Source organism: Pseudomonas sp. FeS53a, from assembly GCF_000931385.1.
GTDB lineage: Bacteria > Pseudomonadota > Gammaproteobacteria > Pseudomonadales > Pseudomonadaceae > Metapseudomonas > Metapseudomonas otitidis.
Genome location: NZ_JYFT01000083.1, coordinates 1 through 11,960 on the forward strand (window position 1 = coordinate 1; position 11,960 = coordinate 11,960).

General features: G+C 68.9%; 12 protein-coding genes. 2 read left to right on the forward strand and 10 right to left on the reverse strand.

The window, feature by feature from the left end; genetic code table 11:
* Positions 1-26: 26 nt before the first annotated feature.
* Positions 27-200, forward strand: coding sequence for a hypothetical protein (locus SZ55_RS28395; RefSeq protein ID WP_160298860.1), 174 nt, complete (start codon positions 27-29; stop codon positions 198-200).
* A gap of 6 nt (positions 201-206) precedes the next feature.
* Here SZ55_RS28395 and SZ55_RS25965 read toward each other — a convergent pair whose 3' ends face one another.
* The 10 genes from SZ55_RS25965 to SZ55_RS26010 all read right to left on the reverse strand — a co-directional run bounded on the left by SZ55_RS25965 (position 207) and on the right by SZ55_RS26010 (position 11,138).
* Positions 207-920 carry an ABC transporter ATP-binding protein gene (locus tag SZ55_RS25965; RefSeq protein ID WP_044413927.1) on the reverse strand — a complete coding sequence of 238 codons (714 nt, stop codon included), beginning with the start codon at positions 918-920 and terminating at the stop codon, positions 207-209.
* Positions 917-1,759 (reverse strand): ABC transporter permease, encoded by an 843-nt coding sequence (locus SZ55_RS25970; protein WP_044413929.1) that lies wholly within the window; start codon positions 1,757-1,759, stop codon positions 917-919. Before SZ55_RS25970 ends, SZ55_RS25965 begins: the two co-directional genes overlap by 4 nt.
* A gap of 22 nt (positions 1,760-1,781) precedes the next feature.
* Positions 1,782-2,789 (reverse strand): aliphatic sulfonate ABC transporter substrate-binding protein, encoded by a 1,008-nt coding sequence (locus SZ55_RS25975; protein ID WP_082078343.1) that lies wholly within the window; start codon positions 2,787-2,789, stop codon positions 1,782-1,784.
* Positions 2,790-2,991: 202 nt separating this feature from the next.
* Positions 2,992-3,645 carry a methionine ABC transporter permease gene (locus SZ55_RS25980; RefSeq protein ID WP_044413932.1) on the reverse strand — a complete coding sequence of 218 codons (654 nt, stop codon included), beginning with the start codon at positions 3,643-3,645 and terminating at the stop codon, positions 2,992-2,994.
* On the reverse strand, positions 3,629-4,705 hold the full coding sequence (locus tag SZ55_RS25985) for a methionine ABC transporter ATP-binding protein (protein WP_044413935.1): 1,077 nt from the start codon (positions 4,703-4,705) through the stop codon (positions 3,629-3,631). The genes SZ55_RS25980 and SZ55_RS25985 overlap by 17 nt, the downstream gene beginning before the upstream one ends.
* 605 nt (positions 4,706-5,310) lie before the next feature.
* Positions 5,311-6,105 (reverse strand): MetQ/NlpA family ABC transporter substrate-binding protein, encoded by a 795-nt coding sequence (locus SZ55_RS25990; RefSeq protein ID WP_044413938.1) that lies wholly within the window; start codon positions 6,103-6,105, stop codon positions 5,311-5,313.
* Positions 6,106-6,131: 26 nt separating this feature from the next.
* Entirely contained in the window at positions 6,132-7,580 is a 1,449-nt protein-coding gene (locus SZ55_RS25995) for an LLM class flavin-dependent oxidoreductase (protein WP_044413941.1), read from the reverse strand.
* Positions 7,580-8,788 (reverse strand): SfnB family sulfur acquisition oxidoreductase, encoded by a 1,209-nt coding sequence (locus SZ55_RS26000; protein ID WP_044413944.1) that lies wholly within the window; start codon positions 8,786-8,788, stop codon positions 7,580-7,582. The genes SZ55_RS25995 and SZ55_RS26000 overlap by 1 nt, the downstream gene beginning before the upstream one ends.
* Before the next feature lie 9 nt (positions 8,789-8,797).
* On the reverse strand, positions 8,798-10,033 hold the full coding sequence (locus tag SZ55_RS26005) for an SfnB family sulfur acquisition oxidoreductase (RefSeq protein WP_044413946.1): 1,236 nt from the start codon (positions 10,031-10,033) through the stop codon (positions 8,798-8,800).
* A 181-nt stretch (positions 10,034-10,214) separates the two neighbouring features.
* Complete coding sequence (locus SZ55_RS26010) at positions 10,215-11,138, reverse strand: LysR family transcriptional regulator (protein ID WP_044413948.1); 924 nt, start codon at positions 11,136-11,138, stop codon at positions 10,215-10,217.
* Between the two features lie 104 nt (positions 11,139-11,242).
* Between SZ55_RS26010 and SZ55_RS26015 the strand changes: the two genes are divergently transcribed.
* Positions 11,243-11,920, forward strand: a complete 678-nt coding sequence (locus SZ55_RS26015) for a type 1 glutamine amidotransferase domain-containing protein (RefSeq protein WP_044413951.1) — start codon at positions 11,243-11,245, stop codon at positions 11,918-11,920.
* Positions 11,921-11,960 lie beyond the last annotated feature (40 nt).

Below are 11,960 nucleotides of genomic sequence, written 5' to 3' on the forward strand. Positions count from 1 at the left end.
TCACCATCACCACGCCCAAGGTCTAGGTGTTCTATTCCGCCCGGCTGAAGACCGCGATCCCCCAGGAAGTGGTGGACCTGGCCAAGCTCGCCGGCCGCGACCGCATCGTCGGCCGCGAATCCCCGGCGGACTGGAACTTCCGCAACCTCGACGAGCTCTGGTCCGGCATCCCCGATCCCCGGCGCAAGACCACCGGCTGAGGGTCACTAGAAGGCATGGGCCCGGTGCAATGCCGTCAACGCCTCGGCACGCAACTGCGCCAGCAGCGGGTCGCGTCGGTCGCGGGGGCGTGCCAGCGGCACCTCCAGCGTCTCCAGCACCCGCCCCGGGCGACTGCCCATCACCAGCACGCGGTCACCCAGGTAGAGGGCCTCGTCCACATCGTGGGTGACCAGCAGCAGCGCAATGCCGTGGTGCGCAGCCAGGGCCAGCAGCAAATCCTGCAGCTTCATCCGGGTGAAGGCATCCACCGCGCTGAAGGGCTCGTCCAGCAGCAACACCCGGGGCCGCGAATACAGCCCCCGGGCAATAGCCACGCGCTGGGCCATCCCGCCCGACAGTTGCTTGGGCAGGGCCTGCTCGAACCCCTCCAGCCCCACCTCGCGGATCAGTTGCGCCACCCGGGGCCGGTCGTAGGCCCGGTCATCGGTGAAGCCGATGTTCTCCGCCACCGTCAGCCAGGGCATCAGGCGCGGCTCCTGGAACACGAAGGCCACCTCGCCCTCACCGCGCAGCGCCTGGCCGCTGTAGTCACGCTCCAGGCCGGCGACGATGCGCAGCAGGGTACTCTTGCCGCAGCCACTGGGACCCAGCAGGCTCACCACCTCGCCCTCGGCCAGTTGCAGGTGCACGTCCTGCAGCACCGTGTGCCCGGCGAACGCCTTGCGCTGCACGCGGAAATCCAGCAGGGGCAGGCTCATGGTTGCGCCTCCCCGCCTTCGCCGGCGAAGGCATCGCGCCACACCAGCAGGCGCCGCTCCAGCGTCGCCAGCAGCCCATCGCTGAGCTTGCCCAGCAGCGCCAGGACGATGATCGCCGCCAGCACCAGGTCCGGCCGCGAGGTTTCCCGGCCATCGGTCAGCAGGTAGCCCAGGCCCCGGGTGGCCGCGATCAGCTCGGCCGCCACGAGGAACATCCAGGCCAGGCTGAGCCCACCCCGCAACCCCGTGAACAGCCCCGGCAGGGCCGCCGGCAACAGGATGCGGCGGGCCAGCCGAAGCCGCCCGAAGCCGTACATGCACCCCACCTCCACCAGCTTACGGTCGATGTTGCGGATCGCCGCCACCCCGTTCAGGTAAACCGGGAAGAACGCACCGATGGCGATCAACACCACCTTCGAACGCTCGTCGATGCCCAGCCACAACAGCAGGAGCGGCACCCAGGCCAGGCTGGGAATCGCCCGCAACGCGGCCAGGGTCGGCTCCAGGTAGGCCTCCGCTTCGCGGCTCAGGCCCACCCAGGCAGCAGCGGCCAGCGCCAGGGACGTGCCCACGGCGAACCCGGCGGCCACGCGCCCCAGGCTGACCCCGATATGCCCCCACAGCGGCCCGGCCGCCAGCTCCTGCAGGGTCAGCAGGATGTCGCTGGGGGCCGGCATCTGGTACGCCGGCACCCAGCCCGCACGCACGGCCACCTCCAGCAGCAGGATCGCCGCCAGGGGAATCGCCAGCCCCTTGGCCCGCACCACCAGCGCGGCCAGTGGCACGGCGGGTCGCCAGGGGCGCGGCGGCACCGCCAGGGKCTTGCTCTTGCTGCTCATCGGGCTCTCCTGGGGTACTGCATCACTGGCGGGCGATGGCCTGGGTGCCAAAGCTCGGGTCGATCAACTGGTCCACCACCTGGGCCACGTCCACGCCACGGCGTACCAGGCCCTCGCTGGCGAGGATAGGCGCCGCCGCCTTCAGCGCAGCGATGTGCTCCGCGCCCGGCTGGGCGTTGGAGAAGTCGGTGCGCGACAGTTGCAGCCGCGCCACCTCCAGCGGCAGGCCGGACTCCTTGGCCAGCAGCTCCGCCAGCGGCTCGGGGTTCTCCCGCGCCCACTGCCGGGCCTTTTCATAGGCCTGCAGCACCTGCTTGATGGTCTGCGGGTGCTCGGCAGCGAAGCCCTCGGTCACGCTCACCACCCCGTAGCTGTTGAAATCCAGGTTGCGGTAGAGGATGCGCGCTCCCGACTGCAGCTGGCTGGCGGCCAGGTGCGGGTCGAGCCCGGCCCAGGCGTCCACGTCACCGCGCTCCAGGGCCACGCGGCCATCCGGGTGCTGCAGGTGCACCAGCTCCACGTCGTCCTTGCCCAGGCCGGCCTGTTCCAGGCTGCGCAGGGTGAACAGGTACGGATCGGTGCCCTTGGTCGCGGCGATCTTGCGGCCCTTGAGGTCGGCCAGGGTCTTGATCGGCGAGTCCTTGCGTACCGCCAGGGCCGTCCACTCGGGGCGGCTGGCGATGTACACGGTCTTGATCGGGCTGCCGTTGGCCCGGCTCAGGACGGCCGCCAACCCGGCGGTGGAGGCGAAGTCGATGCTGCCGCCGTTGAGGTACTCCAGCGAACGGTTGCTGCCCTGGCTCAGTACCCAGCTCACCCGCGTATCCGGGCCCAGGGCCTGCTCCAGCCAGCCGAAATGGCGCAGCACCAGGCTGGTGGGCGAGTAGTAGGCGTAGTCGAGGCGGACCTGCTCAGGCGCTGTCTCGGCCTGGGCAGCCAACGGCGAGGCGAGTGCCGCGCAGGCGGCCAGCAGCCCGACTACGCGACCGAGGAAACCGGGCCGGCGGGCCCGCAGGGGGAAATGGCTCATGGAAGGCTCCTGACAGAAGACGCGCGACGCTCCTTATTCGATCCAGCTATCCATAGCCGTCATCACGCTTTGATCAGGGAATATGCAGCCACCATGCCAACCCTCCGCGCCCCGGCCGGCGCGGCCTGGCGCCCTGCCCTGCCTCGCCCTGCTGTACACCCGGCAACAGCCTGTTGCCGGACTGTTGCCCCAGCAACAGCCCTCAGGCCCGCTTGTTCAGCAACCGCGCCAGGCGGTCGCCGCCGAACTGGATGAGGGTCACCAGCAGCACCAGCACGATGATCACCGTGAGCATGATCTGCGTATCGAAGCGCTGGTAGCCGTAGCGGTACGCCAAGTCTCCGAGCCCGCCCGCGCCGATGGCGCCGGCCATGGCGGAGGAGTTGATCATGGTCACCAGGGTGATGGTGAAGCCACCGACGATGCCCGGCCGCGCCTCCGGCAGCAGCACGTTCCAGATGATGTGACGACGCTGGCAACCCATGGCCTGGGCCGCCTCCACCAGACCGAAATCCACCTCCCGCAGGCTCACCTCGGCGATGCGCGCGAAGAACGGCGTGGCAGCGATGGTCAGCGGCACCACCGCGGCCCAGACGCCGTAGCTGGTGCCGACGATCAGCCGGGTGAAGGGAATCAGCGCCACCATCAGAATCAGGAAGGGCACCGAACGCAGCACGTTCACCACGCTGCCCAGGGTGCGGTTCAGCACACGCGCCTCGAAGATCCCGCCCGGCCCGGTGGTCACCAGCACCAACGCCAGCGGAATGCCCACCAGCAGCACGATCAGCGACGAGGCGCCGATCATCAGCAGCGTGTCCAGCAGCCCGGTCCAGAGCCGATCAAGCATGGGCGACATAGCCGCGCACCTCCGCCTTGTCCGCCAGTTGGTGGGCGTGCTCCAGCACCTGCGTACTGCCCAGCCCGGCCAGGCCGACCCGCACCAGCAGATGCCCCTGCGGGCGTCCCTGGATGCGGTCGATGCCGCCGTGCAACAGGCTCACCCGCGCGCCCAGGCCCTGGGCAATGGCCAACAGGTCCGGCTCGCGGCCACTGGCACCCGTGAAGTGCAGGTCAAGCAGCAGGTCACCGCCGGGCACCGGTTCGTTGGCCAGGCGGCCTTGCAGGTCGTCCGGCAACTCATGGCGCAGAGTGCCCAGCAGGGTGCGGGTGACTGCGTGCTGCGGGTCACCGAACACCTGCCAGACCTCGCCCTGCTCCACCACCCGGCCGCGCTCCAGCACCACCACGCGGTCGCAGATCTCGCGGATCACGCCCATCTCGTGGGTGATCAGCACGATGGTCAGGCCCAGGCGCCGATTGATGTCGCGTAGCAGCGCCAGGATCGACTGGGTGCTTTCCGGGTCCAGCGCCGAGGTGGCCTCGTCGCAGAGCAGGATCTCCGGCTGGTGCACCAGCGCACGGGCGATGCCGACCCGCTGCTTCTGCCCGCCGGAGAGCTGCGCCGGGTAGGCGTCGCGCTTCTCCGCCAGGCCTACCAGGGCCAGCAGCTCGGCGACCTTGCGCTCGATATCGGCCTTGGCCACGCCCGCCACCTTCAGTGGCAGGGCGACGTTCTGCCAGACGGTCTTGGCCGACATCAGGTTGAAGTGCTGGAAGATCATGCCGACGCGGCGACGCAGCAGCACCAACTGCTTCTCGTCGAAAGTGCCGATGTCTTCCTCGTCTATCACCACCTGGCCCACCGAGGGCTTCTCCAGGCGGTTGAGGGTGCGGATCAGCGACGACTTGCCGGCGCCGCTGCGGCCGATGATGCCGAACACCTCGCCCCGGCGGATTTCCAGATCGATGCCCTGCAGCGCCTGCACCGGCCCCTGGCTGCCCGGGTAGGCCTTGCCCAACCCCTGCAGCCGGATGTGCGGCAGGTCCAGGCGGATGTTGCGATTGAAACTGACCATGTGGGCCTCTCGAAAATCTGTTTAAAGCCCGAAAAGCGGAACCGCGGGAGGCAGTAGCCCGGGCTTCAGCCCGGGGTATCCGGCATAGCTCCCGGGCTGAAGCCCGGGCTACGCACGTCCACCAGAACCACCCCTCGACCAAACCGCACAACGAACCTCCGTAGGGGCGAATTCATTCGCCAGGCAGCCCGCAGGGCTGCTCCTCGAATCCATTGGGTCAGCGCTGCTGCCCCTGGGCGACTGAAGTCGCCCCTGCAGTGGGGGCGGATTCATCCGCGCTGCAGGCCGAAGGACTGCCCTGCCGGGGCCGCCCGGGAGCGCTACGCGCTCCTTTCGCGAATGAATTCGCTCCCACCAGAACCCGCCCCTCGACCAAACCGCACGGCGAATCTCTGTAGGGGCGAATTCATTCGCCAGGCAGCCCGCAGGACTGCTCCTCGACTCCATTGGGGCAGCGCTGCTGCCCCTGGGCGACTGAAGTCGCCCCTACAGTGGGAGCGGATTCATCCGCGATGCAGGCCGAAGGACTGCCCTGCCGGGGCCGCCCGGGAGCGCTGCGCGCTCCTTTCGCGAATGAATTCGCTCCCACGCCTATCCCTGGGGCGTCACTGCCAGCCGGGCTGGTAGAGCGAGCCATGGGCCTTGTCCAGGGCCGCGCGCACCTGCGGCGAGTGCTGGTACACCTCGACGAACTTCGCCAGGCGGCCGTCGTCCTGGTAATCGCCACGGGTGACGAACTGGATGACGTACTCCTTGTTCTCGATGCCGTCGAAGAGCAGCGCGCTGTTGGGGTCGATCGTGCCGGCCAGGCGGATGTAGTGCGGGTAGCCCTGGGCCAGGTCGACGTCGTCCAGGGCGCGCACCAGCTGCACGGCCTCCAGCTCGATGATGTCGATGTGCCTGGGGTTGTCGACGATGTCGTCCAGGGTCGCCTTGTAGCCCACGCCTTCCTTGAGCTTCAGCAGGCCGGCCTTCTGCAGCAGCTGCAGGCCACGACCGCCGTTGATGGGGTCGTTGGCGATGGCCACCTTGGCGCCCTCAGGCAGATCGGCGATTGCCTTGTACTTATTCGAATAGAGGCCAACGTTGTTGATGATCCCGGGGGCGAAGGCCTTCAGGGTGAACCCACCCTCCTTGTTGGCGTTCTCCAGGAAGGGCGTGTGCTGGAAGTAGTTGGCGTCGATGTCGCCGTTGGCCAGGGTGATGTTCGGCGTGTTCCAGTCGGTGAACTCCACCAGCTCGACCTTGAGGCCCTGCTTGGCGGCCTCCTCCACCGCCACTTCCAGGGGCGGGGCGAAGGCGGCGGTGGTGCCGAGCTTGAGGGGCTTGTCGGCGGCCTGGGCGATGCCGCTGGCCAGGAGCAGGCCGAGGGCCAGGGTCTTGAGGGTGTGCTTGGGCATGGTTTCTATCCGTGGGTAATGGGGGGTCACTGTGTAGGGGCGACTTCAGTCGCCAAGGAGCGCGCAGCGCTCCCGGAGGTACCTGGGGGCAGGCCGGCAGCCTGCTGGGCGAATGAATTCGCCCCTACAGAAAAGGCAGCCCCCTTGTGGCTCGCCGGCAACTGATCCCCTGCGCCAAACACCTTGTGGCGCAGGGTGCCGTCGGCATAGGCGGTCTTGTAGGCACCTCGGGCCTGCAGCTCCGGCACTACCAGGTCGATGAAGTCGGCGTAGCTCTCCGGGGTGACGATGCGGGTGAGGTTGAAGCCGTCCAGCCCGGTCTCGTCGATCCACGCCAGCAGCTCGTCGGCCACCTGGGTCGGCGAGCCCACCAGCAGGACGTAGCGGCCACCCAGGGCGTGCTGCTCCAGCAGGTCGCGGCGGGTGAGGCTGTTGTCACGCAGCTTGCTGGCAGCGGACTCGATGGCGTTGGTCTTCATGTAGGGAATCGGCTCGTCCAGCGCGAAGCGGGCGAAGTCGATGCCGGTGGAGCTGGCGAAGTGGGCGACGCCCGCCTCGGCACTGGCATGGGCCAGGTACTCGGCGTGCTTGGCACGGGCCTCGGCCTCGGTGGGCGCGACGATCACGCTGATGCCCATGAACACCTTCACCGCCTGCGGATCACGGCCGGCGGCCACGGCGGCGGCGCGCACCTTGTCCACCTGGGCGCGGGTCGCGGCCTTGTTGCTGCCGCTGATGAACACGCACTCGGCATGCTCGCCGGCAAAGCGCAGGCCGCGCGCCGAGGAGCCGGCCTGGAACAGCAGCGGCGTGCGTTGCGGCGAGGGTTCGCAGAGGTGGTAGCCCTCCACGTCGAAGAAATCGCCGTGGTGCACCACCTTGTGCACCTTGTCCGGCTGGGCGTAGACCCGGCGCTGGCGGTCGTTGACCACTGCCCCGGCTTCCCAGCTGCCTTGCCACAGCTTGTAGAGCACCTCCAGGTACTCGTCGGCCTGGTCGTAGCGGCGGTCGTGCTCCACCTGCTGGCTGCGGCCCATGGCACGGGCCCCGCTCTCCAGGTAGCCGGTGACGATGTTCCAGCCCACGCGCCCCTCGCTCAGGTGGTCCAGGGTACTCATGCGCCGGGCGAACAGGTACGGCGGCTCGTAGCTGAGGTTGGCGGTAACGCCGAAGCCCAGGTGGCGGGTCACCCCGGCCATGGCGGAGACCAGCAGCAGCGGGTCGTTGACCGGCAGCTGGATGCTCTCCTTCAAGGTCAGGTCGACGTTGCCCTGGTAGACGTCGTAGACGCCGACGATGTCCGCCAGGAACAGCCCGTCGAACAGCCCGCGCTCCAGCAGCTGCGCCAGCTCCGTCCAGTAGGAGAGCCTGCGGTAGTCCGTGGAGCGGTCGCGCGGGTGGGTCCACAGGCCGTGGTTGATGTGCCCCACGCAGTTCATGTTGAAGGCGTTGAGGAGGATCTGCTTGCGCGCCATCAGATCGTCCCCCGGCGCGGCGGCAGCACGCCATTGAGGTAGTAGTTGCCCACCGCGTGGTACTTCCAGCGCACCGGGTCGTGCAGGGTGTGCACCCGGGCGTTGCGCCAGTGGCGGTCGAGGTTGTGCTCGGCGAGGCTGGCGCGGGTGCCGGCCAGTTCGAACAGCTTGCTGCCGGCACTGAGCGAGACCTCGGTAGTCAGCGCACGGGCCTCGGCCACCCCCAGGGACGCAGCGGCCACGCTGTCGGCGGTGGGCTCGGCGCTGGCGGCATCCAGCAGCCGGCCGGCGCGGTCGAGGATGGCCTCGGCGGCGTGCAGGCGGATGGCCAGGTGGCCGAAGGCGTGGATCAGCAACGGGTCGTCGCTGGCCTTGTCGACCCCGGCGTCGATCCACGGCCGCGAACGGGTGCGGACGAAGGCCAGCGCATCCTCGTAGGCGGCGCGGGCGATGCCGACGTCGATGGCGGCATGGAGGATCTGGGCGAAAGGCCCGACCGTGGTCGGGCGCTCGAAGGCGGCCTGGAAGGACACCAGGTCCTCGGCCGCCACCGGCACGTCGTCGAACACCACCGAGCCGCTGCCGGTGGTGCGCTGGCCAAAGCCCGACCAGTCGTCGATCACCGTCAGCCCCGGCGCGTTGCGCTCGGCAAAGGCCAGGTACTGGTGGCCATCCTCGGCCACCACCAGGGTCGGCACGCGGTGGGCGTAGAGGGCACCGGTGCAGTAGAACTTGCGGCCACGAATGCGGTAGCCCTCGCCGTCCCGCACCAGTTGGGTGGTGCGGTCGTTGGCGGTGCGGGTGCCGATCTCCGCCAGGGCGTTGCCGAAACGCTCGCCGGCCAGAGCGGCAGCGAACAGGCGGCGCTGCTGTTCGGGACTGCCGTTCACCCGCAGCACTTCCAGGGCATAGAAGTGGTTCTGCGGGATCTGCCCGAGGGAACTGTCGGCGGCGCTGATCAGCGCGATGACCCGCGCCAGGGTGACACGGGACACCCCGGCCCCGCCGAACTCGCGAGGCACGCTGATGCCCCAGAGGCCGGTGCGGCTGAACAGCTCCAGTTCGTCCAGGGGCAGTCGGCGCTCGCGGTCGCGCTCGGCAGCGCCGGGCCGGAACAGGTCGGCCACCTGGCGCGCCACCTCCAGGGCTTCGGCGTCGTCACGGATGATTGCCACGGGGGCGTGTGGGTGGGGATGGGCAATGGTCATGGCGCCTCCTCAGATCCAGGAATGGCGGGCCGGGAAGGCGCCGTTCAGGTGGTAGTTGCCGACGGCGTGGACCTTCCAGCGCACCGGGTCGTGGAGGGTGTGCACCCGGGCATTGCGCCAGTGCCGGTCGAGGCCGAACTCGGCGAGGGTGGCGCGGCTGCCGGCCAGCTCGAACAGCTTCTCGCTGGCCAGCAGGCTGATCTCGGTGGTGAGCACCTTGGCCTCGGCCACGGCGATGGAAGCGCGGGCGGCCGCTGCGGCGTCGATGGGCGCGGCGGCCACTTCGTCGAGCACCTGGCCGGCGCGCTCCAGCAGCGCGTTGGCGGCATTCAGCTCGGTCTTCAGGCGGCCAATCTCGGCAATGGTGTACAGCTCCTCGCTGGCTCGCTCGACGCCGGCGTCCACCCAGGGCCGCGAGCGCTCGCGGATGAAGGCGATGGCGTCGTCGATGGCGGCCTCGGCGATGCCGGCGTCGATGGCCGCCTGGATCAGCTGCGACAGCGCGCCCTGGATGCTCGGCACCTCGGCCAGGCGGCTGTTGTGGAACACCAGGTTGTCGGCCACGGGGGCGCGGTCCAGCAAGACGGTGCCGCTGGCGGTGGTGCGCTGGCCGAAGCCGGACCAGTCGTCAACGATGGCGAGCCCCGGCACGCCCCGCTCCACCAGGGCCAGCACGCCGGTGCCGCTGTCATCCAGGGCCTTGACCGCTACCCAATGGGCGAACAGGGCGCCGGTGGAATAGAACTTCTCGCCGCTCACCTCCAGGCCGGAATCGCCCCGGGTGATGCGCGCCTTGATCTCCAGGGTGTGTTTGGTATTGCGCTCGGGGCCGGCATTGGCCAGGCGACGCCCTGCGAGGATGCCGGCGAACACCTGGCGCTTCTGCGCTTCACTGCCGACGTTTTCGATCACGCTGAGCAGGCCGAACTGGTTCTGCGGGATCTGCCCCAGTGCCGGGTCGGCGGCACAGAGGATGCGGAACACCTCGGCGAGGGTCACATGGGAAACCTCGGCACCTCCATAGGCGCGGGGGATGCGAATGCCCCCCAGGCCCAGGCGGGTGAAGAGTTCCACTTCGGGCCAGGGCAACTGGCGGTCGCGGTCACGCTGGGCGGCGCCAGCCCGGGCCTGCCTGGCCACTTCGTGGGCGGCGTGCAGGGCCTGGGCGTCGTTCTCGATCAGCGCCGCCGGGAGTAGCGGGGGCGCCTGGTCACGCGGGTCCTTGGGTTCGGAAGGGTGGGTCATGGGTCCGTTCTCGATCATTCCTGTTGCGTCGCGAGCAGCCGCGTACGCTTGCGAAGAGATCGTTTGCACAACCCGTGCCTGAAAAATATTCCTTATTAATCAGCTAGTTATATAAAACGAACAACTGTTGGAATCTGCACAGCAGGGCAAATTGCTGAACATCTGTTGCCCCAGCAACAGTTCAGCCCTGCAAGCGCCGGGCAGCCTCCTGGATCTGCTGGCGGACCCAACGCCGCAACGGGTCGCTGGCCGTGCGCTGGTGCCAGATCTGCATCACCTCCACCTTCGGCAGGGCCAGCGCCTCCGGCAGCGCATGCAGGCACAACGACGGGTCGCGGGCCACCGCGTCCTCGGCCACGGAACGCAGGCAGGTCAGCAGCAGGTCGGTGCCGGGCAACAGCCGGGGCGGCGCCAGGAAGCTGGAGAGCCCCGCCGCCACCCGCCTCTGGCGACCGAGCGCAGCCAGGGCCTGGTCGACCCGCCCGGCCAGGTCGCCGGTGAGGGTGGTGAGCAGGTGCTCGCAGGCGACGAAGGCGTCGAGGTCCAGCCCCCTGGCCAGGTGCGGGTTGTCGCGCCAGGCCAGCACCACGAAGTCCTCGCTGAGCAGGCGCTGCTGGTGGAAGGTGTCCGGCAGGTCGGCGTAGAACCCGGCGATGGCCAGGTCGCAGGTGCCCTTCTCCAGCTCCTCGCGGGGAAGCAGGCCACGGGTGTTGTGGGTCACCAGCACCAGGTTGGGTGCCTCGCGGCGTAGCACCGGTAGCAGCTCGGGCAGCAGCGTCTGCTCCATGTAGTCGGTGCTGTAGAGGTGGATGCGCTCGGCGCGCTGGAGGAAGTCCTGGCCGTCGCTGTGTTCGTAGAAGGCCTCCAGCTCCGCCACCAGGCACTGGATGCGCGGAGCCAGCTCGTGGGCCCGGGGCGTCGGCGTCAGCCCACGCGGCGCGCGCACGAACAGCGGGTCGCCCAACTGGTGGCGCAGCTTGTTCAGCTTGTGGCTCAGTGCCGGCTGGCTGAGGGCCATGCGCTCGGCCGCCACCGAAGCGTTGCGCTCCTGGTAGAGCACATGGAAGACCAGCAGCAGGTTCAGGTCCTTGTTGGCGATATTCACTTTTTGGATACCAGGAATAAGAGCTTTCGAATTATCGAATCCTACGCCCTCTCCTAGGATGGTCGCCAACCTGAAACGACGCCCCCACGGGCGGGAGACTGCACATGAAAAAGATCCTGATGGTCCTCACCTCCCACGACCGCCTCGGCGACACCGGCCTGGCCACCGGCTTCTGGCTGGAAGAGTTCGCCGCGCCCTACTACCACTTCCTCGATGCCGGCATGGCCCTGACCCTGGCCTCGCCCAAGGGCGGCCAGCCGCCACTGGACCCGAAGAGCCACGACGAAAGCGCCCAGACCGACGCCACCCGCCGCTTCGACGCTGATCCGGCCGCCCGCCAGGCCCTGGCCAGTACCCTGCCCCTGGAAGCCGTGCGCGCCGACGACTACGACGCGCTGTTCTACCCCGGCGGCCACGGTCCGCTCTGGGACCTGGCCGAGGACGCACGCTCCATCGCCCTGATCGAAGCCTTCCTGGCCCAGGGCAAGCCGGTGGCTGCGGTGTGCCACGCTCCCGGCGTGCTGCGCCATGTGAAAGCGTCCGACGGCCAGCCGCTGGTGCGTGGCAAGCAGGTGACCGGCTTCAGCAACAGCGAAGAAGCCGCCGTGCAGCTCACCGAGGTGGTGCCCTTCCTGGTCGAGGACATGCTGCGCGGCCATGGCGGCCTCTACAGCCGTGCCGATGACTGGCACAGCCATGTGGTGGTGGACGGCCTGCTGGTGACCGGACAGAACCCGGCCTCGTCCGATGCCACGGCAGACGCCCTGCTGAAACTGCTGTGAACCCATCGGGGAGGCGCCGCGCCTCCCCCTTTCGAGGAGA